23 protein-coding genes and 1 tRNA gene are annotated in these 22,995 nt (G+C 69.5%); 16 read left to right on the forward strand and 8 right to left on the reverse strand.

Features of this window, described 5'->3' with window-relative positions; genetic code table 11:
* Positions 1-13: 13 nt before the first annotated feature.
* A complete protein-coding gene (locus MU521_RS17455; protein WP_092694507.1) occupies positions 14-970 on the forward strand; it encodes an aminopeptidase in 957 nt (318 codons plus the stop codon).
* Positions 971-986: 16 nt separating this feature from the next.
* On the opposite strand, the gene MU521_RS17460 is transcribed toward MU521_RS17455, so the two are convergent.
* A complete protein-coding gene (locus tag MU521_RS17460) occupies positions 987-1,277 on the reverse strand; it encodes a hypothetical protein (protein ID WP_092694505.1) in 291 nt (96 codons plus the stop codon).
* Between the two features lie 142 nt (positions 1,278-1,419).
* Between MU521_RS17460 and MU521_RS17465 the strand changes: the two genes are divergently transcribed.
* The 3 genes from MU521_RS17465 (at position 1,420) to MU521_RS17475 (ending at position 3,542) form a co-directional block, all read left to right on the forward strand.
* Positions 1,420-2,073, forward strand: coding sequence for an HVO_0476 family zinc finger protein (locus MU521_RS17465; protein WP_092694503.1), 654 nt, complete (start codon positions 1,420-1,422; stop codon positions 2,071-2,073).
* Between the two features lies 1 nt (position 2,074).
* On the forward strand, positions 2,075-2,701 hold the full coding sequence (locus MU521_RS17470) for a protein-L-isoaspartate(D-aspartate) O-methyltransferase (RefSeq protein WP_092694501.1): 627 nt from the start codon (positions 2,075-2,077) through the stop codon (positions 2,699-2,701).
* 76 nt (positions 2,702-2,777) lie between these two features.
* Positions 2,778-3,542: a protein-L-isoaspartate O-methyltransferase family protein gene (locus MU521_RS17475; protein WP_092694499.1), complete on the forward strand. Its 765-nt coding sequence runs from the start codon at positions 2,778-2,780 to the stop codon at positions 3,540-3,542.
* Here MU521_RS17475 and MU521_RS17480 read toward each other — a convergent pair.
* Positions 3,530-3,988, reverse strand: a complete 459-nt coding sequence (locus MU521_RS17480; protein WP_092694497.1) for a DUF7382 domain-containing protein — start codon at positions 3,986-3,988, stop codon at positions 3,530-3,532. The genes MU521_RS17475 and MU521_RS17480 overlap by 13 nt on opposite strands.
* A 55-nt stretch (positions 3,989-4,043) precedes the next feature.
* Between MU521_RS17480 and MU521_RS17485 the strand changes: the two genes are divergently transcribed.
* The 4 genes from MU521_RS17485 to crcB are packed head-to-tail and all read left to right on the forward strand — an operon-like array spanning position 4,044 to position 6,695.
* A complete protein-coding gene (locus MU521_RS17485) occupies positions 4,044-4,721 on the forward strand; it encodes a DUF7351 domain-containing protein (protein WP_139171161.1) in 678 nt (225 codons plus the stop codon).
* A 41-nt stretch (positions 4,722-4,762) separates the two neighbouring features.
* The gene (locus MU521_RS17490) at positions 4,763-5,911 is read left to right on the forward strand and encodes an acyl-CoA dehydrogenase family protein (protein WP_092694493.1); all 1,149 of its coding nucleotides are present in this window, start codon (positions 4,763-4,765) and stop codon (positions 5,909-5,911) included.
* Positions 5,912-5,934: 23 nt separating this feature from the next.
* On the forward strand, positions 5,935-6,351 hold the full coding sequence (locus MU521_RS17495; RefSeq protein ID WP_092694491.1) for a fluoride efflux transporter FluC: 417 nt from the start codon (positions 5,935-5,937) through the stop codon (positions 6,349-6,351).
* Positions 6,345-6,695 carry a fluoride efflux transporter CrcB gene (gene crcB / locus MU521_RS17500; protein WP_092694489.1) on the forward strand — a complete coding sequence of 117 codons (351 nt, stop codon included), beginning with the start codon at positions 6,345-6,347 and terminating at the stop codon, positions 6,693-6,695. Before MU521_RS17495 ends, crcB begins: the two co-directional genes overlap by 7 nt.
* 15 nt (positions 6,696-6,710) lie before the next feature.
* On the opposite strand, the gene MU521_RS17505 is transcribed toward crcB, so the two are convergent.
* Positions 6,711-8,600: a methyl-accepting chemotaxis protein gene (locus MU521_RS17505; RefSeq protein WP_092694487.1), complete on the reverse strand. Its 1,890-nt coding sequence runs from the start codon at positions 8,598-8,600 to the stop codon at positions 6,711-6,713.
* Between the two features lie 108 nt (positions 8,601-8,708).
* On the opposite strand from MU521_RS17505, the gene MU521_RS17510 reads away from it, so the two are divergent.
* The 6 genes from MU521_RS17510 (at position 8,709) to MU521_RS17535 (ending at position 17,750) form a co-directional block, all read left to right on the forward strand.
* Positions 8,709-9,686: a fumarylacetoacetate hydrolase family protein gene (locus MU521_RS17510; RefSeq protein ID WP_092694485.1), complete on the forward strand. Its 978-nt coding sequence runs from the start codon at positions 8,709-8,711 to the stop codon at positions 9,684-9,686.
* A 54-nt stretch (positions 9,687-9,740) separates the two neighbouring features.
* Positions 9,741-10,841 (forward strand): aminotransferase class V-fold PLP-dependent enzyme, encoded by a 1,101-nt coding sequence (locus MU521_RS17515; protein ID WP_092694484.1) that lies wholly within the window; start codon positions 9,741-9,743, stop codon positions 10,839-10,841.
* A 126-nt stretch (positions 10,842-10,967) separates the two neighbouring features.
* Positions 10,968-14,009, forward strand: coding sequence for a transglutaminase domain-containing protein (locus MU521_RS17520; RefSeq protein ID WP_092694482.1), 3,042 nt, complete (start codon positions 10,968-10,970; stop codon positions 14,007-14,009).
* Entirely contained in the window at positions 14,006-14,722 is a 717-nt protein-coding gene (locus MU521_RS17525; protein ID WP_092694480.1) for a DUF7269 family protein, read from the forward strand. The genes MU521_RS17520 and MU521_RS17525 overlap by 4 nt, the downstream gene beginning before the upstream one ends.
* Positions 14,722-16,104: a DUF58 domain-containing protein gene (locus MU521_RS17530; protein WP_092694478.1), complete on the forward strand. Its 1,383-nt coding sequence runs from the start codon at positions 14,722-14,724 to the stop codon at positions 16,102-16,104. The genes MU521_RS17525 and MU521_RS17530 overlap by 1 nt, the downstream gene beginning before the upstream one ends.
* The gene (locus MU521_RS17535; protein WP_092694476.1) at positions 16,101-17,750 is read left to right on the forward strand and encodes a DUF7519 family protein; all 1,650 of its coding nucleotides are present in this window, start codon (positions 16,101-16,103) and stop codon (positions 17,748-17,750) included. The genes MU521_RS17530 and MU521_RS17535 overlap by 4 nt, the downstream gene beginning before the upstream one ends.
* Here the strand turns inward: MU521_RS17535 and MU521_RS17540 are convergent, their stop codons facing one another.
* The 5 genes from MU521_RS17540 to MU521_RS17560 all read right to left on the reverse strand — a co-directional run bounded on the left by MU521_RS17540 (position 17,751) and on the right by MU521_RS17560 (position 20,856).
* A complete protein-coding gene (locus MU521_RS17540; protein WP_092694474.1) occupies positions 17,751-18,704 on the reverse strand; it encodes an AAA family ATPase in 954 nt (317 codons plus the stop codon). It lies immediately after the preceding gene.
* A 69-nt stretch (positions 18,705-18,773) separates the two neighbouring features.
* The gene (locus MU521_RS17545) at positions 18,774-19,124 is read right to left on the reverse strand and encodes a winged helix-turn-helix transcriptional regulator (RefSeq protein ID WP_092694472.1); all 351 of its coding nucleotides are present in this window, start codon (positions 19,122-19,124) and stop codon (positions 18,774-18,776) included.
* 208 nt (positions 19,125-19,332) lie between these two features.
* Positions 19,333-19,989: a hypothetical protein gene (locus MU521_RS17550; RefSeq protein WP_092694470.1), complete on the reverse strand. Its 657-nt coding sequence runs from the start codon at positions 19,987-19,989 to the stop codon at positions 19,333-19,335.
* A gap of 104 nt (positions 19,990-20,093) precedes the next feature.
* Positions 20,094-20,507, reverse strand: coding sequence for a group I intron-associated PD-(D/E)XK endonuclease (locus MU521_RS17555; RefSeq protein WP_092694468.1), 414 nt, complete (start codon positions 20,505-20,507; stop codon positions 20,094-20,096).
* A 276-nt stretch (positions 20,508-20,783) separates the two neighbouring features.
* Positions 20,784-20,856: transfer RNA gene (locus MU521_RS17560), tRNA-Asp, on the reverse strand.
* A gap of 291 nt (positions 20,857-21,147) precedes the next feature.
* Here MU521_RS17560 and MU521_RS17565 point away from each other — a divergent pair.
* Both MU521_RS17565 and MU521_RS17570 read left to right on the forward strand, forming a co-directional pair.
* On the forward strand, positions 21,148-21,375 hold the full coding sequence (locus tag MU521_RS17565) for a DNA-directed RNA polymerase subunit H (RefSeq protein ID WP_092694466.1): 228 nt from the start codon (positions 21,148-21,150) through the stop codon (positions 21,373-21,375).
* Complete coding sequence (locus tag MU521_RS17570) at positions 21,376-22,941, forward strand: DNA-directed RNA polymerase subunit B'' (protein WP_092694464.1); 1,566 nt, start codon at positions 21,376-21,378, stop codon at positions 22,939-22,941.
* Positions 22,942-22,995 lie beyond the last annotated feature (54 nt).

A 22,995-nucleotide genomic window follows, 5' to 3' on the forward strand; every position in this document is an offset into this window, starting at 1 on the left:
CCCATCTCGGGACATGACACACAAGCGGCTCCGGGAGCCGGCCGAGACGGCCGTCCGGAAGTGCATGCGCCTCCAGTCGACCGAGTCCTGCCTGATCGTCACCGACCACGAGCGCCAGCCAATCGGCGAAGCCCTCTACGAGGTGGCCAACGAGCGCACCGACGACGCGAGTATCGTCCGCTACCCGCCCGGTGACCAGCACGGCGAAGAGCCGCCCGCCGCCGTCGCCGCCGCCATGCAGGCGGCGGACGTGGTACTGGTCCCGACGAAAAAGAGCCTGACTCACACCAAGGCCCGCTCGGACGCCACCGCGGCCGGGGCCCGCGTCGCCACGCTCCCCGGCATCACCGAGGAGGTGTTCGTCACTGGTCTCGACGCCGACTACGCCGACATCAAGCGACACTGCAAGGACCTGTACGCCCAGGTCTCCGGCGCGGAGACCGTCCGCGTCCAGACCAAACGCGGCACGGACATCGTGTTCCGCCCCGGCGACCGGGAGTGGCGACAGGACACCGGCATCGTCCACGATCCCGACTCGATGTCGAACCTCCCGGCCGGCGAGGTGTTCGTGAGTCCGGAGACGGCCGACGGCACCTTCGTCGTCGACGGGACGATGATGCCCCACGGCCTGCTGGAAGACGGTCACGTCCTCGAATTCGAGGTCGAGGACGGTACCGTCACCGAGGTCAGCGACGACGGCGTGCGCGAGGAACTGGACGCCGCCGCCGAGGAGGTCGGCCAGGACGCCTACAACCTCGCGGAACTGGGCATCGGCACCAACGTCGGCGTCACCGAACTGATCGGCTCCGTCCTCCTGGACGAGAAGGCCGCCGGCACCGTCCACATCGCCATCGGCGACGACCACGCCATCGGCGGCGACGTGGAGGCCCCGATCCATCTGGACGGGATCGTCCGGGATCCGAAGGTCTTCGTCGACGGGGAGCAGATCGACCTGCCGTCGGGCGTCTGATCGACGAGATTCCCAGTCACAGCAGTGGCCCGGTGAGCGACTGGCCGTTCAGCACCGTCGATAGCACTCCCATACCGAGTAGCGTGTACCCCATCGGCCGGAGGAACTCGCTCGATTCGTCACCGTTCAACTCGTCGAGTTCGCCGGCCAGCGACCGCAACGCCAGGAACCCCGTGGCGAGAAACAACAGTCCGTCGAGCCAGACCGATTCCAGGCCCCCGCTCGTCCGGAGTGACTCGAGGACCCCCACCCCGTAGCCGAGGGCCATGAGCCCGAACCCGGCACCGTAGACGTACCGCAGTTCCATACCACGGCTACAGGGGATCGTACCGAATGGGTCGGGGCTGGGGCAACACTGTCCGGCGATGTCGTCCGGGAGACCGAGCGAACGGCCGGCACACGCCCCGCCGGTCAGCGGCCTTTTACGTGCGCGTCGAGTACCACGGCGTATGAGTACGGAAGCCGGGGACAGGGTTGGAATCGCCTGTCCGGCCTGTTCGCCGCAGTTCGAGACGGTCCACGAGGTCCTGTCGACGGGCGGCGGCGACGCGACGCTACGGTGTACCGAGTGTGAACACGTCCACAAGGAGAGCCTGCCCGAAGAGCGCACCGCGACGCTGGACGTGGTCATCTCCCAGGACGGGGAGTCGTTCTCCGCACAGATCGAGGCGCCCGCCGACGCCGACCTCGCGACCGGCGAGGAGTTCGTCGCCGAGACCGACGCCGCGGTGATGACCGTCCGGATCACGAGCCTGGAACTCGACGACGGGCGCGTCGAGTCCGCTCCCGTGACCGACGTGGACACCGTCTGGACGCGTGCCGTGGGCAACGTCAGCGTCAACGTGACCAAACACCCCAAGGACGGCAGGCGGGAGAACACCGAGTCCACCAAAGTGCAGGTGCCCGGCGACCACGACTTCGTCGTCGGCGAGACCGAGGAACTCGGGGACCTGGAGTTCACCGTCGAAGGCATCCACGTCCGGGACGACGCCGAGGGGTACGAGTTCGACAAACTCGACTACGAGGGCGACACCGTCGCCGCCAAGGACGTGAAACGGCTCTACGTCCGCGACGAGACGTCGACCGCCTGGTCGGCCTGGTAACATGGACTGGGCGGCCCGACGCGAGGCGATGGTCGACGCGCTCGAAGCCGAGGGGCGCGTGGACGACCCGGCCACGCTCGCCGCCCTCCGTGCCGTCCCGCGCCACGAGTTCGTCACCGAGCGCAAGCGCGATTCGGCGTACGCGGACACGCCGCTCCCTATCGGCGACGGCCAGACCATCAGCGCACCCCACATGGTCGCGATCATGACCGACCTGTTGGATCTGTCGCCAGGCGACCGCGTCCTCGAAATCGGCACCGGATGTGGCTACCACGCCGCCGTCACCGCCGAGATCGTCGGCCCCGAGGGCGTTTTCTCCGTCGAGTACCACGACTCGCTGGCCGAGCAGGCCCGCGAGCGCCTCGACCGACTCGGCTACGGCGGCGTCTCGGTGCGGGCCGGCGACGGGAAGCAGGGCTGGCCCGACCACGCGCCCTACGACCGGGCCTATCTCACCTGTGCCGCGCCCGACTTTCCCGAAGCCGTCGTCGGGCAGGTCCGGCCGGGTGGCGTCCTGCTCTCGCCGCTTGGAACGGCCCGCCAGACACTCGTCCGCGCCCGCAAGCGCGAGGACGGCTCTCTGGACCGCGAGGACCACGGCGGCGTGCGGTTCGTCGAGATGCAGTAGTGGATTGTCCGCCGCTTGACGTACCGCCCCGTCGACAGCCGGGCCATTCAATAGCCTCCACGCGAACCTTGCGACAATGGATCCCGCGGTACTGCGCGACGACATGGTCGACAGCCTCGAACACGAGAGCAAGGGCTGTGTCCACAGCGACGCCGTCAGCGTCGCCATGCGGGCGGTGCCTCGCCACGAGTTCGTCGCCGACGAACGCGGTGCCTACGCCGACCGCCCCTTCGAGCGGTTCGGCACCCGCGTACTCGCACCGAGCACTGCCGCGCGCCTGCTCGAAGCGCTCGCGCCCGACCCCGACGACTCCGTCCTCGTGGTCGGCGCGGGCGTGGGCTACACGGCCGCCGTGATCGCCGAGATCGTCGGCGACCGAAACGTGCAGGCCATCGACATCACCCGCCGGGTTGTCTACGACGCCCGCGAGAACCTCGCTAGCGCGGGCTACGGCGGCGTCCTCGTGGACTGCCGGGACGGCGCGGACGGCCTCCCCGAGTACGCTCCCTACGACCGCATCCTGCTGGAGGCCGCCGCGGTCTCGCCGCCGCGGGCGCTGGTCGACCAGCTGGCCGAGGACGGCCGGCTAGTCATGCCGCTTGGCACTCACCAGCAGAGCCTCGCCGTCGTCGAGGGCGGCGAGGTTACGGACCGCCTCGGTGGCGTCGCCTTCAGTCCCATGCTCGTCGAGGGCGAGCAGGCCGACACGCCCGAGCGCAACCGGACCCGTCGGGAGGACCGGGAGTACGCACGCCGGGACGCTCGTCGTCGCCGCGGCTGGGAGCAGTCCTGGATCGACTGGGACGAGGGCGCGGACGCCGGCCGCTCCTACGAGGACTGACCGCCCCCCGAGACGACCAGTACCTTCGTGTTCTCCCGGTCGTCCGTGTACCCGCCGCCGGCTGGCGGTTTCACGTCGAGCGTGACCGTCCCCTCGTCCTGATTCGGCCCGAGACTCGGCGAGAGCGACAGCGTCGCCGTCCCGTTCGGGCCGGTCTTCGCCGGCTGGATCTCCGACAGCGTCGCGGTGCCGTCCTTCGCGACGACGGTGGCGTTCGATACCGACTCGCCCTCCGGCGTGACCACCGTGACCGTGACCTCGCTGTCGCCCTCGGGAATCACCTCCGGTTGGGGTTTCACGTCGAGTTCGGTGACGCCCAGCGCGGTGAGACCCCCGATCGTGTTCATCATGACGCTGAGACTCGCGATGCCCACTACGAGGGCGATGACGAGTCGCACCGGCAGCCCCTCGATCGCCCGTTCGTCGCTCGTGAAACGCTCGAACATGGACCGGACTGGTCGCGGTCTCGTACTTGAACCCTCGGGCGACTGGGGTCCCGCCGTGGCCGGATCGCAGGCGACTCAGTTCACGTTCGGTGCCCGGAGCGCGAGCGCGAGGCCGCCCAGCGCGAGAACGGCGGCGAAGGCGAACGCGGTCGCGTACTGCTCGGTCGCGCCGATGAGCGCGCCGGTGATCAGCGGGGCCGAGAACGCGCCCGCGATGCCCGCCGTACCGAGGAAGGAGAGGGCTGTCCCCGAGAGGTCCGCCGTCGACGCCGTCTACCGGCAAACGGTGTCGTCACTTGGCGACGGCGTCTGTCCCCGCTGTCGCGGTCGCGTGACGGTCGACGCGACGACCGACGGCTGGTCGCGGGACCAGGGGCCCCGATCGCTGACCTATGGGTTCGAGTACGCGTGTCGCGACTGCGGCGGCAGGTGGACGACCACGGTGGGCGAGACGGTCCTCGACCACCCCGCCGTCGCGGCCTTCTACCACGACCACGGCGTCGACCTCCGCGACTCCCACGTCTGGGAGCTAGAGTTCGCGGCGACCGATCACGACACCCGCGTTCGCTCGCGCGACCCGCTCCGGCTCGAGCTCCGACCCCGGTGCGGTAACGACGAACTCGTCCTGGTCGTCGCCGACGACGGGTCGGTCGTCCGGAACTCCCGCCACACCAAGTTCACGGCCCGGGATACCTGGTTCGACCGGCCGGCCGCCGACGCCGGGAGAAACTGAGTTCTCCCGGGACTTACCGTCCTCCGCGGCCAAGGATACCTATGCGATTTCAGCTGACCGAGTCTCAGCGCGCGCTCCGCGACGAAGTCCGGGAGTTCGCGGCGACCGAGATCGACCCCGTTGCCGCCGACCTCGACCGGGACGCGGCCTATCCCGAGCAAATCCTCGCCGAACTCGGCGAGCGTGGTATCACCGGCCTGACCCTGCCTGAGAAGTACGGCGGTCGCGGCGAGGGCCTCGTCGAACTCGCCGTCGTAATCGAGGAACTGGCGGCCGGACAGATGGCCTTGGCGAGCGCCGTCGGGCTCAACCTCGGCGTCGCCACCGTGATCGAACGCTTCGGGAGCGATCGCCAGCGCGAGCGCTGGGTGCCGGAGATGGCGGCGTTCGAGACCGTCGGCGCGCTCGGCCTCAGCGAGGCCGACGCCGGCAGCGACAAACTGGCGATGGAGACCACCGCCGAACGCGAGGGCGACGGATGGGTCCTGGACGGCCACAAGCAGTGGGTGACGAACTTCCCGAACGCCGACGTGGTGCTCACCTACGCGAAGACGGGGCCCGATGCGGACGCACCCCACAACGTCAGTGCCTTCCTCGTCCCGGCCGAGGCGTTCGAGGTCGACCGGTACTGGGAGAAACTGGGTGCCAACAGCGTGAAGTCGCCGCGAGTGACGCTCTCGGACGTTCGCGTGCCCGACGACGCGATGGTCGGCGAGCAGGGGGAGGCCTACGTCCAGCGCGGGACCGTCAACACCGGCGTGAACGTCCCGGCGCGAGCGGTCGGGATCGCCCGCGCCGCGCTCGAGGACACCGTCGCCTACACCACCGAACGCGAGCAGTTCGACCACCCGATCGGCGACTTTCAGGGCGTGCGCTGGCGACTCGGCGAGATGGCCGAGCGGGTCGACACGAGTCGCCTGCTCACGCTCCGGGCGGCCGACCGCGCCGACCGCGGGCTCACGGTCGACCGCGCGTTCCCGATGGCGAAGATCCACGCCACCGAGGCCGCGGTGGAGAACGCCAACGAGGCGATGCAACTCCACGGCGGCGTCGGCTACACGCGCGAACACGACGCCGAGCGGTACCTCCGTGACGCCCGCCTGCTGACCCTCGCCGGCGGGCCCAACGAGGGGCACCGGGACTCGCTGGCCGACGCCGTCGTCGCCGGGGAAACCGAAACCACCGAGTAGCCGCTGGGACTCGCTCCGGACGAATGAGCGACGGGACGGCCGCGGACGCCGACGGGTCGACACACGCGCTGGCACGCGTCGAACCGCTCGCCCTGATCGCCGTCGGCGGGTTCGTCGGCGCGGTCGCCCGCCACGCCGTCGCGCTCGCGCTCCCGGCGACCCCGCTGCCGTGGGGGACGCTCGCCGCCAACGTCGCCGGGAGTTTCGCGCTGGGCGTCCTGCTGTACGAGGCCCACCTCGCGGACGCCCTGAGCCCCGAGACGCGGCTGGTACTGGGAACCGGCTTCCTCTCCTCGTTCACCACCTACAGCACCTTCGCCGTCGAGAGTGCGGGGCTAGACCCCCGACTGCTGGTCGCCAACGTCGCCGCCAATTACGCGCTCGCCTTTCTGGCCGTCCTCCTCGGGCGCTTCGTCGCCCGGGTGATCTCCCGATGGTGAGTCCGACACTGCTCGTCGGTGTCGGGGGCGTCCTCGGGGCGCTGGCCCGGCACTTGCTTGGCGAGCGCATCGACACCCGGACGGCCGACACGCTCGCGGTGAACGTCTGCGGGAGTTTCCTGCTGGGCCTGCTGGTCGCCGTGCCGGTCGCTGACTCCGTCCTCCTGCTGTTCGGGACGGGCTTCTGTGGTGCCTTCACGACTTTCTCGACGTTCGCGTTCGAGACGGTACGGCTGTACGAGACCGGCGAGCGACGGCGGGCCGTGGCGACAGCAGTGCTGAATCTCGCCGGTGCGCTGGGTGCGGTGGCGCTGGGGGCCGTCCTCGCGGGCGCGGCGGGCTGAGTACTGGGGACGCGGTCACTCCTCGGCGGAGAGCGAGGAGACGTGATCGGAGAGGTCAGAGACGGCGCGTTGCTGGCGTTCGGTCTCGGCGACGATGTCCTCGACGGTGCGCTCGACGGTCTCGGCGCTCTCTCTGGCCTCGTCGACGGTCGCCAGCACCTCCTCGACGGTCGCGGCCTGTTCGTCGTTGGCGTCCGCGACCTCGCCGATCCCGTCGGCGGCCGCCTCGACCCCCTCCGAAATCTCCTGGAGCGAGGCCACGGCCTCTTGGATGCGCTCGTCGGCGACCTGGATGCGCTCGTGGCTCCGCTGAACCTCCTCGACGGTCTCGGCGGTCTGGGCCTGGACGGCCTCGATCTGTTCCGAGATGTCCTGCGTGTGGTGCTGGGTCTCGTCGGCGAGTTCCTTGACCTCGTCGGCGACGACCGCGAAGCCCTCGCCGGCCTCGCCCGCCCGCGCGGCCTCGATGTTGGCGTTGAGCGCGAGGATGTTCGTCTGTTCGGCGATGTCGGCGATTACGTCCGTCACCGCCTCGATCTCGTCCATGTACTCCTCGAGCTCGTTGACCGTCTCGACGAGTTCCCGGCTGGTCTCCAGCACGTCGTCGGTCCGCTCGCGGGCGGCCCGGCCGGCCGCCTCCCCCTCGTCGGCCTCTTCGAGCGCCTCGTCGGCCGCCGTCGAGACCTGGTTCGCGCTCGACGCCACCTCCTCCATCGTCGCGCTGAAGTCCTCCATCTCCTCGGCGACCCGGGAGAGCGCGTCGGTCTGGTCGCTCACCTGCCGGTCGATCTCGTCGGCGGCCTCGGCGGCGGTCCGGATCGAGTCGGCGAGGTCGGCGGTCCCGTCGCCGACCCGGCCGATCAGCTCCTCGAAGTCGTCGATCATCTCGTTGACCTCCCGGACGATCCGCAGGAGGTCGTCGTCGAGGTGGTCGCCGTCGTCCTCGAACTCGGCGCGGGCGGTGAAGTCGCCGTCCGACAGCGCCTCAAGCGTCGTACACACCTCCTCGACGAGCCCCGACAGCGCCTCCTGCCGGTTGATCGCCTCGGACTGGTCCTCGACGAGTTCGAGGACGCCCTGCAGTTCGCCGCCCTCCTCGAAGATGGGCATCGCCTGGAAGGAGATGTGCTGCTCGGTGCCGTCGGCTTTCTTCATCAGGCTCCGGTCCTCGTAGACGATCCGGTCGCCGAAGGCGTAGCTGTCGTCGATGCGGTCCACGTCGTACTCCTCGTGGGCGGTCCGGGGCGACTCGACGACCTTGTCCGCGAGCGTGTCGTGGCGCCGCCCGTCGGAGTAGGTCGCCGCCGCGATGCTCTCCCGGCAGTCCTCGCCCAACTCGGCCGTCTCGTCGAGGTCGAGCTGGTCCGCCGTCGCCTGGTTGTACCCGATCACCGTGTGGTCGGCGTCGATGAGGAACGTCGAGTAGGGCACGGCGTCCAGCAGGTCGTGGAGGCCGATCCCCGGGACCGGCCCGTCGGTCGCGGCCGCCGCGTCGAGCCCGCCCGCGAGTCCCCCGAGCGCGACGCCGAGGTCCCGCTTGAGCGCGGCCGCGGCCTCGTCGCCACCGTCCACGTCGGCGAAAGCCCGTTCGACCAGCCGGTCGACGAGCGGCTCGTGGGCCCCGACCAGCGTCGCCGGGTCGACACCGCCGTCGAGCAGGTCCGCGAGGGCCTCGGCCCGGCGGTCCCGCTCGTCGTCGCCGTCGGCCCAGGCCTCCGCCGACAGCGCGGCCGCGACTTCGTCCGCCCGTTCGTCGTCGAGCGCGTCGTCGGTCGCCCCCGCGACCGCGGTCGGATCGACGCCGACCGCCGTGACCCCGTCGATCGCGTCCGACCGGTCACCGGCGCTTCCGTCCCCCGGTTCGGCCGCCAGAGACAGTAACGCGGACAGCGGTTTCCGTGTCATATCCTGTCGAATCCCCGGGTCTGCATTGAATGATGGGGCTGGTTATCAGGACTGATATTCGATGTCGCATGGCAAAGGTATACCTCCGTTCGCGCCGGGGGTCGAGGCATGCGACTCGCCAGTTTCGCGGTCGAGACGCCCGTCGGACCGGCCCGACGGGTCGGTGTCGAACACGAGGGGGAACTGCTCGACGTGAACGCCGGCTACGCGCACGTCCTCGCGATGGACGGCGAGGCCGCGCCCGTCGACCTCGCCGAGACCGTCGCGCCCCCGTCGATGATCGACTTCCTCCGGCGCGGCCAACGCGCCTTCGACGCCGCCGAGGAGGTGCTGGAGTGGGTGCCCGACGCCGACGCCGACACCGGCCCCGGCGGCGCGCGCCTGCGGTACGAACCGAGTGAGGTCGACCTGCTGGCCCCGGTTCCCCGCCCCAACTCCCTGCGGGACTTCATGGCCTTCGAGGAACACGTCGCGAACACGATGGGCGAGGTGCCGGACGTGTGGTACGACCGCCCGGTCTGTTACAAGGGCAACGCCGACCAGGTCGTCGGCGACGGCGACGTGGTCGAGTGGCCGGCCTACTCGAACCTCTGGGATATCGAACTGGAGATCGGCGCGGTGATCGGCCGGCGGGGCACCGGCGTCGACGCCGACGAGGCCGAGGAGTACGTCGCCGGCTACACCCTGTTCAACGACTTCTCGGCCCGCGACGAGCAGGGCGAGGAGATGGACGCCAACCTCGGTCCCGCCCGCGGGAAGGACTTCGCCAACGCCTTGGGCCCGTACCTGGTGACCCCCGACGAACTCGATCTCCCGAACGCCGACTTCGCCATCGAGGTCACCGACGAGGACGGCGAGACCGAGACCTGGTCGGAGGGGACCGTCGGCGAGATGGAACACTCCTGGGGCGAGATCCTCGAACACACCTCGGAAGCGGAGACCCTCTACCCGGGCGACGTGCTGGGCAGCGGCACCGTCGGCACGGGCTGTGGGCTGGAGATCGGCGAGTTCCTCGACGACGGCGACACCGTCGCCATCTCCATCGAGGGGCTGGGCACGCTGGAAAACAGCGTGGTCGAATCCTGACTGGCTGTCGACCGCCATCTGAGGATTCAAACACCTGGCAGCCAAACGGCCGCCATGGACCCAGAGGACCTCCGTGCCGAGATTCCCGCCGTCGACGACACCGTCTACCTGAACACGGGCGCGAGCGGCCCCAGTCCGCGTCCGGTGGTCGAGGCTGCGACCGACTTTCTGGAGCGCCACGAGTACGAGGCCCACGCCGCCGGCGAGCCGTACGGCATGGCCTACGACGAAATCGGGGCGGCTCGCGACCACGTCGCCGAGTTCGTGGGCGCAGACCCCGCCGATCTGGCCCTGACCAACAGCACGGCCGACGGCATCTCCCGGATCGCCGCCGCCGTCGACTTCGAACCCGGCGAGACGGTGGCCTACACGGACCTCGAACACCCGGCCGGCATCCTCCCGTGGGAGCGGGCCGCCGACGTGGCCGGTCTCGACACTCGCGTCCTCGACACCGAGCGCGGCCGCGTCGAGATGGACGCCGTGAAAGAGACCGTCGACGAGGCCAGCCTGCTCTGTGTCAGTTCGCTCTCCTGGAACTACGGGACCCAGCTGCCGGTCGCCGAGATCGTCGACGTGGCCCACGACGCCGGCACCCGGGTCGTCGTCGACGCGGTCCAGTCGCCCGGCCAGCACCCCGTCGACGTGGCCGAGTGGGGTGCCGACGCCGTCGCGGGTGCCGGCCACAAGTGGTTGCTCGGCCTCTGGGGTGCGGGCTTCCTGTACGTCGATTCGGAGTTCGCCGCCGAACTGGAGCCGCGACGTGCCAGCTACCGCAGCGTCGACGACCCGAGCGCCCCCGGCTGTGACCTCTCGGCCGGCGCACAGCAACTGGAGATCGGGACTGTCTCGCCCGCGCCCCACGTCGCGCTCGGGACGGCTATCGACCGGATTCGGGCCGTGGGCCTCGACACCGTGGGCGACCGGCTCGAGCGGCTCACCGATCGGCTCAAGAAGGGACTGGGAGAGCGGCTTCTTTCGCCCCGCGAATACGAGTCCGGCCTCGTCACCTTCCGCGCCGACGACCCCGAGGAGTTGGTCGAGCGCCTGGGCGAGGACGGGGTCGTTATCCGGTCGTTGCCCGACGGGACGGTCCGGGCGTCGATCCACGTGTTCAACACGGCCGCCGACGTGGACCGGCTCCTCGGGGCGCTCTGACTGGGTGATCGGATCTGATAATTCGTACCGAATGTTTAATTCCCTCCTGACGCTGGATCAGGTAGAGCGTACCGGCGGGCGACTCGCGGGGCACGCGGGGGTGGCCTGCCGGCCACGATATTCACTATGGCATCTGACGCGGAGACGGCTTCACGCGAACGGGCACGCACAGCGGTTGCCCTCCTGGCCATCGCCGGGTTCGTTCTGGTCGCCCTCGTCCTGCCGGCGGTGGGAGCCGACGCACCCGGGGGGTCGTTACTGCCCGGCAACGCCTCCGGCGAGGCGGGATCGGCCGACGGGAGCGGCGCACTCGGCGATGTCCTCGCCGGTCGAGCCGGCGGGTCCGCGGGCGGTGGTGCCGGCGGACAGGCTTCGCTGGTCGACGGGCTCTTGGGCTCGCTATCGGGGGCCGGCGGGTCGCCCGACTCGGGAGCCGGCAAACAGACCCCCGGTACGGGCGGTGGAAGCGGCTTCGGCGCGCTCAACCCGGGCCAGCGGACCGGTGTGGGGTCGCAGGGGTCGCCGCTGTCGGACAGCCTCCGGAGCCAGTCCGCCGAACCGCACTTCCTCGTCCGGAGTTCCGCCGCCACCTACTGGCGGACCGGGGCCTACGCACGGTACACTGGAACCGGCTGGACCGGCCAGGGACGGACGACTCGCGCCGACTGGCCCCGTAACCCGGGGGTCGCCGCGGACGACCGGCGGACGATCACCCAGCAGTATCGTCTGCTCCAGTCGGCCTCGGCGCTCCCGGCGGCCTGGGAACCGGTCGACGTGGACGGCCCACGCACCGAGAACGTCCGGATGACCGGCGAAGGCGGCCTGCAGTACAGGGGCGACCGACTCCCGGCGAACTCGACCTACACGGTGACCAGCGCGGCACCGCCCCGGGACCCCGCCCGACTCCGGACCGCTGGGACCGACTACCCCAACTCGATTCGGGAGCGGTACACCGCCCTCCCCGACTCGACGCCCGACCGCCTCCGGTCGTTCACCGACGACCTGACGGCCGACACGGAGTCGCCCTACGGCGCGGCCGTCGCCATCGAGCGCTGGCTCGAGGCCAACAAGGAGTACTCCCTGAACGCCAGCCACGAGGGCGGGAACGTGGCCGACCAGTTCGTCTTCGAGATGGACCGGGGCTACTGCGAGTACTTCGCCAGCACGATGGCGGTCATGCTCCGGACCCAGGACATCCCGGCGCGGTACGTCGTGGGGTACTCGACGGGCGAACCGCGCGCCAACGGGACGTACCTCGTGCGCGCGATGAACGCCCACGCCTGGGTCGAGGTGTACATGCCCGACGCGGGCTGGGTGCGCTTTGACCCCACGCCGGGCCGGAGCCGACTGGCCAGCGAGTTCCGCGCCTACCAGCGCGCCGCCGAGAACGGCAACGCCGAGGCCGCCACCCGCCGGTTCCTCGAATCCGCCAGCCGCGAGGACGGCGGTAACCCCTTCCGCCGGAACGATGGCAGGGGGTCGCCCGGCGGCCAGCCGCCGCCCGACGCGCAGTCCGGGACCGGCGACGGTGGCAACGGGACCGACGCGAACGCCACCGAGTTCGCACAGACGTACAACCACACCGAGTCGGGGAGTCCGGGCGAGTCCTTCGACGTGGACGGCGCGTCGAGCGTGCAGGTGTCGCTGGTGTCCGATCCCGTCCCCGGCCAGTCCGTCGCCGTCCGCGTCGAGCGCGACGGTGAACCGCTGGCCGATGTGGCGGTCGCATTCAACGACCGACGAGTCGGCACCACCAACGTCTCGGGGCTGGTCACCGGCACGGTCCCCTTCTCGGCGACACTGGAGGTGACGGTCACGGTCCCCAGCGAGACCGCTGTGTCCGCGGGCAGCGCCGCGCTCGCCCTCGGAGGGACGACGGGGAGTCCCCGCCAGCGCGTCGCGAACAACGAGACGAACACGACCCGCTCGTTCGACGTACCGACTGACATCGCTGTGGGGATCGACGGCGACCCCGGCCCCGGCGAGACGGTGACGGTCAACGCGACCATCGCCGGCCGCCCGGTCGCCGGGGCAAACGTGTCGGCCAACGGGACGACCGCCGGCCGGACCGACGCCGACGGCCGCCTCGACGTGTCCCTCCCGGTGAGCGAACACGCGTCGGTTCGGGTCGAACGCGGCGAGGCCGCGGGCAACCGGACGCTCGAACTCGCCAACCTCAGCGTCGATGTGTCGGGCTTTGCCCTCCCCGGACTCGCGGTCACCGTCTCGGTCACCGACGGGGGTGAGCCGGTTTCGGGCACGACGGTCAGCGTCGGCGAATCGACCGCCAAGACCGGCGCGGACGGGACGGCCAGCGTCTCGCTCCCACTCGCGACCGGGGCCACGGTGACCGTCGAGACACCTGCCGGCCTCACCGAGACCAAGTCCGTCCAGATGCGGTTCCTGACGGCCGCCCTCGTCTCCCTCTTCGCGCTCGCGGTCCTGACCGGGGCGTCCCTGCTCCGCAAGCGCGCGGTCGCGGCCGGCCGGTCGTTGCGTGAACAGGTCCGGGTCGCGCTCCACTGGCTCTCTGGCGCGTTCGTCTCTGCACTGGTCGCACTCGCCGTCCGCGGCGAGGCGCTCCTGGCCGCACTGCCCGCCGTCCTGCGTCGGGTGCGCGAGGCACTCACGACGCTGGCGCACGAACTCGCGGCCGCCGTCCGCGCCCGTCGGTTCGACTTCGGCCGCCTCCCCGGGCCGCAGGCTCTCCTCGCCCGACTGCTGGCTGCGCTCCGGGGGCTGTTCGCCGGCGTTCGCGACTCGCTGCCCGGCGGTGAAGGGGCGGTCGAACCCGACGAGTCGGCCGTGACGACAACTGACACGACGCCGGACGAACCGGCGGCCCGCGAACGGGTCCGGCGCGCCTGGCGGGAGTTCCGCACGCAGGTGCCCGTCGCCGATCACCGGACGAAGACACCCGGCGAACTCGCCCGGGCGGGTGTCGATGCTGGCTTTCCCCGAACCGCCGTGTGGACGCTCCGGGACGCGATCCGGGACGTGGAGTACGGCCGGCGCGACCCCACCGAGTACGTCGACGACGTGGACGACGCCCGGCGAGAACTGCCGCCAGCACCCGACGACGAGCCCGAGAGTGCGACGGCGACCGATGGTGGAGCGCCGGGTGACGCGAGTGACGCGAGCGACCCCGACGGAGGTGACCGGTCGTGATCTCCCGGACGCGCCTCCTGGTCGGTGCGGCCGGGGTCGCCTTGCTCACTGCGGCCACACTCGTCCTCGCCCCCGGCCTCCTGCCGGTCCCGCGTTCGCAGTTGACGGCCGCGATGGACGCGCTGACCGGGACGGTCGGGCTGGCCGGCCTCGCGGTCGTCGCCGGGCTGATCGCCGTCGTCCAGGGGCTCTGGTCCTCGACGGCGGCGTCACGCCCGCCGCCCCTCCCCGTGGACGGCGACCCCACAGCGCGGGACGTGCCCGGCCCGGTCGTCGGCGAGACCTTCGACGAGCGACTCGCGGCGGCCCAGCAGGTCGACGGTCGCTCGGCCGACAGCGAGGCGGTCGTCCGCGAGGACCTCCGCCGGTTGGCGACGGACACGTACCAGCGCACCCACCGATGTGACTGGGAGACGGCCGCCCGCGCCGTGGAGACGGGAGCCTGGACCGACGACCCCGCCGCCGCGGCCTTCGTCGGGGGTGCCGACGCGCCCGACGTGCCGCTCCGGCTCTGGTTCAACGATATGCTCAGCGAACACGGTGCCTTCCACCGCCAGACGATCCGGACGTTCCGGGCGATCTACGCGCTCGAAGCCGCGACCGACGGTGATGTCGAACAGGCGACCGAGCGGACCTGGACGGCCGACGAGACGACCCCCGAAGCGGCCCCCGAGCGGGGCGGCGCGGGTCAGGACGGGGTGACCGACGCGTGATGCGAGTCGCCCGCTGGCACGGCGCGCTGGTCGGCGCGCTCTTCGCCAGTGCTCTCGGCCTCTACGTCGGCGACCACGCCTTCTTCCTGGTCGCGACCATCCCGCTCGCGTACGTCGTCTACGGCCACGTCACCGGTCTCGGGCCGCCGTCACTGGCCATCGAGCGGACGTTCGACGACGAGCAGGTCGACCCCGGCGATACGGTGACCGTCGAACTCACCGTCGAGAACACCGGCGACCGGCCGATCCCCGACCTCCGGCTGGTCGACGGCGTTCCCGAAGACGTGGCGGTCGCCGACGGGTCGCCGGCTGGGGCCGTCGCGCTCCGTCCGGACGAGTCGGCTACCGTCTCCTACGCGGTCCGTCCGCCGCGGGGGGCCCACGAGTTTGGGACCGTCGCGGTCCGGGGCCGCAGTCTCGCCGGGACCGTCACGGGGACGACGACGCTCGCACCCGACGGCGACGAGACCCTTCGCTGTACGACGCTCCTCGACGAGTTCCCGTTGCAGGACCTGACGACACCGTTCGCCGGCCAGGCCCCGACCGACACCGGCGGCGACGGCATCGAGTTCCACTCGATCCGGGAGTACCGGCGGGGCGATCCACTCTCGCACGTCGACTGGCGTCGCCTGGCTCGGACGGGCGAACTCGCGACCGTGACGCACCGACAGGAGCGGGCCGCCGCCGTCGTGTTCGTCGTCGACGACCGACCGGCCGCCCGCTGTCAGCCGCCCCAGGGCGGTCCGTCGGCGCTCGATTACGTCCTCTATGCCGCCTCGCAGGGGCTGGTGACGCTCACGGCGGAGGGCCACCGGGTCGGCGTCACGACGCTCTCGCCGGGCAACGACCGCGACTGGGTCTCGCCGGGCCGGGGGGCCGCCACCGAGTCGGCCGCGAACGCCCTCTTCGACCGGGTGCAGGGCGACGGCGCGGACCCGGCCGCGACCGACGCCGCGCGGACGCTCGTGGCTACCGACGGTGCCGGCACGGAGGCCACTCAGGCGGGGACCGAGAACGCGTCCGACGCGTCCAGCGCGACCGCCGACTCCGAGGCCACGGCGCTGGGGCTCCGACTCGCGGAGCGGTTGCCCGCGCACGCGCAGGTCGTTTTCTGTACGCCGCTGGTCGACGACGTGCCGGTCGACGTGGTCGAGACGCTGCTGTCGAACCGGCACGCCGTGACCGTCCTCAGCCCGAACGTCACCGGGGCCGGCGACGGCCACCATCCCACGCCGGGACAGGCGGTGGTCGACGTCCAGCGCCGGCTTCGGCTGACCGACCTCGAACGACTGGGCGTCTCGGCCACCGACTGGCAACCCGGGACACCGCTCCAGGTCGCGCTCGCGGACGTGCTGACGACCACGCGCGGGTGGGACCGATGAGCGACGAGCGAGCCACCGACGGTGGTTCCCGCGCTCGCGACGAGGCGGTGTTGCCCCGCCTCGGAACCGGCGACGGGGTGGTCGCGACGCTCGCTGAGACCGCTGCGGGGATACAGCTCTCGGCCCTCTCCGGTGGTGTCGTCGCCGTCCTCGCCGCGCTGGTCGTCGGCTGGCAGTTGCTCGGCGTTCGGCTCACGGTAGTCTCGTCCGTGTCGGGCGTGCTGCTGGCGGCCGGGCTGTACGCGCTCCGGAGCGAGCGCGTCTCGGTCCTGTTCGCCGCCGGCGCGCTCCTGACCCCGGCGTCGATGGGGCTGGTCATCGCGCTCGGCATCGGCGTCGCGTTCGGACTCGACGTGGGCCAACCCGCGGGCCACCTCGCGAGTGTGACCGTCCTCCTGCTCGTCGGGAGTGGCTTCGGTGCGGTGCTGACCGCCGTCCCCCTCGACGAGGGGACGGTTCTGGCGGGGGCGTTCATGCGATTCGTCGGCATGCTCGTCCCGCTGACCGTCGCGCAGGTCGTCGTCGTCGCCATCGCCGCCTGGGAGTCCGTGGTCCGCTCGCTGGCCCGACTGGTCGTCGACAGCCCCGAGCCACTGCTCGCGCTCGGGCGCGCGCTGCTGGCTCCGACCGGCAGCGTGGCCCTGTTGACCCTCCTGCTGTACGGTCTCCTACTGCTCTTTCTGTTCCGGCTGGTCCTGCGGTCGATCCCCATCGTGAAACTGTTCCCGCCGCGCCAGCGCCCGATGGCGACGGCCAGACTCGACCGACTCGTGGGTCGGCTTGGGTGGGCCCTGCTGGCGGCAACCGGTGGGGCTATCGTCCTGTTCGCCGTCGCGGTCGTCGCCGGCGTGGCCACGCCCGCGGCACTCGCCGACCGGTTCGGAGCGGTCGCGACGCCCGCCGTCTGGCTGTTGACGACCGTCTGGGTTCGCGCCCTGTTCGTCCTGGCCATCGGTGCGATGGCGGCCATCCTCGTCAGCGAGCGTCTCCGTCGCCGCGTCCGCCGCCTCTCCGAGGCCGACCTGCTCCGGCAGGGGACCCCGCCGCTGGGCGCGTTCGTGACCGCATTCCTCTTCGGCGTGGTCGCCGACCTGCTGCTCAGCAGCGAGGAACTGCTCGCGCGCGCGCCGGCGAGCGTCCGCCCCACCGTCGAGTCGCTGCTGGGCGGGGGCGTCGTCACGGCCGTGCTGGTCGTCGCGTTCGGCGCACTCATCCTCGCCGGGGTCGCCTTCGTCTCCCTGTCCCTGCTGGTGAGTTCGCCGATCCTCCCCGAGCGGGCGCTCGGCCCCACTATCGCCAGTGCCGCCGTGTTCGCGCTGGCCCTGCTCCTCGTCCTCTTCGGTGGCTCGTCGCTGGTCGCCTTCCTCGCAGTCGCGGCCGCGCTGGTCGTCTGGGACACCGGCGAGTTCGCGACCGGTCTCCGCGAAGAACTACCGAGCAGTGCGGCGACGACGCGGGGCGAACTCGTCCACGTCGGCGCGAGTCTGGTCGTCGGCCTGCTGGCGGTCGTCGGTGCTCTCCTGCTCGCACTGCTGGTCGCCAGCGACCTGCTCGTGCCGTCGGTCCCGGACACCACGCTCGCGGCCGGCGCGGTGATCCTCGCCTTCGGCACGACTATCGTCCTGCTGTCGTCGCTCCGGGAGTAATCAGTCTTCGACGGTCGGCACCGGTACCCGGTCCAGCACGTCCTGTAACACCGCGCGCTTCGAGACCGAGCGGACGCTCGATTCGGCGGTCAACACGAGTCGGTGAGCGAACACCGCATCGGCCACCTGCTTCACGTCGTCGGGCACCACGTAGTCCCGGCCGGCGATGGTCGCGTACGCGCGGACGGCCTCGAACAGCCGCTGGATGCCCCGGGGTGAGACGCCCACCTCCACACGCTCGTCCGTCCGCGTCGCCCGACCGAGATCGACCACGTACTCCCGCACTTTCCGCTGGACGGTCACCGACTCGGGAACCTCCTGTAGCTCCCGGACCGTCTCCGGATCGGCCACCGGCCCGACGCTCGGTGCCTGCGCGGTGCGGCTCGCCCGCCGATCCAGCAGTTCGAGTTCGCCGTCCCGCTCGGGGTACCCCATCGAACTCTTGATCATGAACCGGTCGCGCTGGGCCTCCGGCAGGGCGAACGTCCCCTCCTGTTCGACGGGATTCTGGGTCGCCATGACGAAGAACGGTTCCGGGAGCTGGTAGGTCTCGCCGTCGACCGTGACCTGACGTTCCTCCATCGCCTCAAGCAGGGCGGCCTGGGTTTTGGGCGGCGCGCGATTGATCTCGTCCGCGAGGACGACGTTGGCGAAGATCGGCCCCTCCGCGAACTCGAAGCTCCCGTCGCCCTCGTTGTAGACGTTCGTCCCCGTCACGTCCGAGGGGAGGAGGTCGGGCGTGAACTGCACGCGCGAGAAATCGAGGCCCAGCGCCGTCGCGAGACTGCGCGCCGTGAGCGTCTTCCCCACGCCCGGCACGTCCTCGAACAGGACGTGTCCCCGTGCCAGAATCCCCGTCAACACCCGCTCCAGAAACGTCCGGTCCGTGATGACCGCCGACTGTACCCCGTCGAGTACCGCCGTACACTCCTCGGCGGCATCTCTCACGTCCATGCTGTTACCTGTAAACTCGCCCCCATGAATGTTCGTGCTGTGTCCGGACGCCGGTTACCGGACCCGCGCTCACGATTCGTCGACGGCGACCTCGTCGTCGCGGCCTCCGTCCGCTCCGATATCGCCCATTCGAACCTCGTCGTCACGGACGCGCTCCAGCCGACCGACCAACTCGTCGATACCCTCGTTGACACGTTCGAGTCGCTCGCCGATGTCCTCGGCCGGCACTGCACCCTCCGGCGTCGGCTCGATGAACCCGTCGTTCTCCAGCATCCGCATCGAGTACCGCACCTTGTGCTCGGGGACATCCGTCCGATCCGATAGCTTGACGATCCCGATCGGTCCGTCCGCGATAACCGCCTGCAGGATCGTCAGATCTCGGCGCTCCTTCTCCACTTGGTTCCTGAGTCGCTCGTCCATACTGGGGTGTCTTCACAGGGGTACCCACGCGCGACATATAATTCTTGTATCTCTCTCGAACCCGGAACGTCACTGTCTGACACACTTGCTGGACCGACCGACGGCGGGTGACCCGGCGCTCCTCACTCCGTTCGGAGCGCCCGCCGCTCACGGCTCGCTTCGCTCACCGCTCGCAATTCCGGAGATTCTTCGCTCCGCTCGAATCTCCCTACTCGTCCACCGGCGTCCGCCGCAACTCGTCGATCTGGTCGCGTAGCGCCCCCAGCTCCGACTCCAGTTCCTCCCGGCGGTCGATCAGCGCGCTCAACTCCTCGGTGTTGACCGGCTGGTCGCTCTCCAGCGCCACGTCCAGGGCGTCCGTCGTCGCCCGCACCAGAAAGTGTGCGATCTGGAGAACCTCTTCCGGCGATTCGCGGCCCTCGTACAGCTCCATCTCGCCCGACAGGGGTGTGTACTCGACCAGCGGCACCTCCTCCTCACCCTGATAGGTCGTCGCCGTACTCAGGCTCGTCACCGGATTGTGTCGCTCTTTGGTCTGTTCCGAGCGGACGATGCTGAACTCGTCGGCCAGGTTTCCGTAGGTCTCTTTCAGGTCCCGGAGCTTCTGGCCCGTCTCCACGTCCATCTGGGCCTCCACGTCCGCGAAGAACTGCGCCGACCCCCCGAGACTCAACGCGACCGCGAAGAACGCTCCCTGTGAGTGCTCGGCGAACTCGCGCAACCGCTCGCGGACCGTCGCGTGTCGCCCCTCGGCCGCCAGCTTCTGCAGATCGTCGAGAAACGCGCGCGTCCCGGCCTCCTGCTGGAGGTAGTCCTCGACCAGCGCCTTCGGCATCTCCCGAGGCGCGTCGTCCCGGCTGTTCATACCCGACGTATCGTCGCCCGCCACTATACGCTTTGGCCCGTGTTCTCAGTCGTGGGAACCGGGTGGGTGTTCGACGACGGTTGTGGCCTCGGCCGTCATTGCTGTCAGGGAAGTGCGGACTCGAACCTGAATGCAGCGGCGTCGTTGACGCTCGGGTGGTCGATCTCTGGCTCCGTAACTCTGAGATAGGTGTTCTTTCGTCCCGCCTTCGATTCCGGAACCCAGTACAACTGATCGGTGTCTCGACATCGGACGGCGAACGCGTCGATGGCGTCTCCGTAGTCTCTCGCCACAACGCTACCGTCGACGGTAGTTTTACTGGCTGTCTTGAACCGAACACACTCGTCCTCGATCCAGCCTGTTTTGCACTGTACTCGGTGAAGCGTCGATCCCGCGTCAACGATCAGGTCGTAGCTGTCGTTGTCCCCGAACGGGATCGAGACGCTGTATCCGCGGGCGATCAGCGCGTGGATGATCTGCGCTTCGGTCGTGTCTCCCGTGTCCTTCGTGTTACCCATCCGCCAGCAGTTGCTTCGGGTTCTTCATTTCAACCCTCGGACGACACTGTGAGAACACGCGACCCGGTTCTCGGCGAATCAGTTCACAGCAGAAGAGTCCGGAGTGGGAGTGCGCGGTTCGGCCGCACACGCCGACCGACTTCGTCGGTCGGAATTTGAACCGGGTGACGACTCGCTTCGCTCGTCTTCCAGGGTTCAAATCCCTTGCCGTATTCTCGGCTCACGGATGCGAGAACACGCTACGCGGTTCTCACGGGACAGTTCGCCGAAGAAGTACGCCCGGAGCGGGATTTGAACCCGCGTCACGACCGTGACAGGGTCGTATGATGGGCCACTACACCATCCGGGCGAACGCATCTTGTCGTATCCGGGTAGCAGTATTAAGGCTTTCCAATGCGACCCGCGTCGTCATCCGTTCCCACGACCCATCGCCGCCCGACGGCATGTGAGCAAGACACAATAACCCAAACTCCTATGTGCGCAGTTCTCCTATTATGTGGTGAGCACGCTCGCGCCGTCACCGACGGCGGGAGGTCGCATAGCGGCGCTCGGCGGATTTTGGCAAGTCTTAAATGGCACCCACCGCAAAGAAACTGTAGTATCTCGTGACAGCAACCTTCTCCAGCCAGCCAGGCCACACATGGTAGACGTAAGCGAACACGAACTCGTACCGGATCACAGCGTCCTCGACGACGAGGACCTCGAGGACGTGCTACAGGAGTACAACATCGACCGAACAGACCTGCCGAAGATCAAGCGTGCGGACCCGGCCCTTCCCGACGAGGCCGACGTGGGCGACGTCATCGAGATCGTCCGCGACTCCCGCACCACGGATCAGGCAGTCGTATACCGTCTCGTGGTGGAATAAATGAAAATCGACGACAGACGCGCGATTTCGCGTGAGTACTTTTCGAGAGAACGGCTCGCAGAACACCACTTCCGGTCGTTCAACGCCTTCCTCGACCGGGGGATGCAGGAGGTCGTCGACGAGAAGGCGACCATCGAAACCGACATCGGCGACAAGGAGGGTGAGGAGCCAGTCTACGTCGAACTCGGCGACGTGCGCGTCGTCACGCCCCGCGTTCGGGAGGCCGACGGGAGCGAGGAGCTGCTCTATCCCCAGGAGGCTCGCCTCCGGAACATCACCTACGCCGCGCCGGTGTTCATGGAGATGCGGATCATCAAGGGTGGCGACGAGGAAGAGGAACACGTCGTCGACCAGACCGAGACCAAGATCGGCCGCATGCCGATCATGGTCGGGTCGAACAAGTGTAACATCTCCGGGTTCACCGACAACGAACTGATCGACATCGGCGAGGACCCGGCCGACCCCGGCGGCTACTTCTGTGTCAACGGCTCCGAGCGGGTCCTGATGACCAGCGAGGACCTCGCACCCAACAAGATCCTCGCGGAGTACGACACGAAGTACGGCGACGAGATTCAGGTCGCCAAGACCTTCTCCCAGCGCCGTGGCTACCGTGCGCTCGTCCTCTGTGAACGGACCCGCGACGGTATCCTCGAAGTCTCCTTCCCGTCGGTCTCGGGCAGCATCAATTTCGTCACGCTCGTACGCGCGCTCGGTCTGGAGTCGGACGAGGAGATCGTCCACCGGGTCAGCGACGACCCCGAGATCGTGAAGTTCATGCTCGAGAACCTGGAGGCCGCCGAGGTCCAGACGACCGAGGAGGCCATCGAGACGCTCGGGAAACGCGTCGCGAGCGGCCAGGGCAAGAACTACCAGCTCAAACGCGCAAACTACGTCATCGACCGGTACCTCCTGCCCCACCTCCACGAGGACGGGGTTGACGAGGAGGAAGTCCGGATCAACAAGGCGTACTATCTCTGCCGGATGGCCGAGGCCTGCTTCGAGCTGGCGCTGGGCCGGCGCGAATCCGACGACAAGGACCACTACGCCAACAAGCGCCTCAAAGTCTCGGGCGACCTGATGAAGGACCTGTTCCGAACGGCGCTGAACAAGCTGGCACGCGACGTGAAGTACCAGCTGGAACGTGCGAACATGCGGAACCGGCAGTTGTCGGTGTCGACGGTCGTCCGCTCGGACGTGCTGACCGAGCGGCTCGAGCATCCCATCGCGACGGGCAACTGGGTGGGCGGCCGCTCCGGCGTGTCCCAACTCGTGGACCGGACGGACTACATGGGGGTTCTCTCCCACCTGCGCCGCCTGCGCTCGCCGCTCTCGCGCAGTCAGCCCCACTTCGAGGCGCGTGACCTGCACGCGACCCAGTGGGGGCGGATCTGCCCCTCCGAGACCCCGGAGGGCCCCAACTGTGGGCTGGTGAAGAACTTCGCCCAGGCCATGGAGCTGTCACAGAACATCGAGGACGAACAGGAACTGAAACACGAACTCGCGTCGATGGGCGTCGAAGGCATTCCGGGCATCGAGTCCATCGAACAGCAGCCAGCGGACGACTAATATGAGTACGCCCAGACATTCCGGCTCGCTTCGCTTCGCGGGCTGTGACTGGTC

The organism is Halorientalis regularis, from assembly GCF_023698535.1.
Classification (GTDB): Archaea; Halobacteriota; Halobacteria; order Halobacteriales; family Haloarculaceae; genus Halorientalis; species Halorientalis regularis.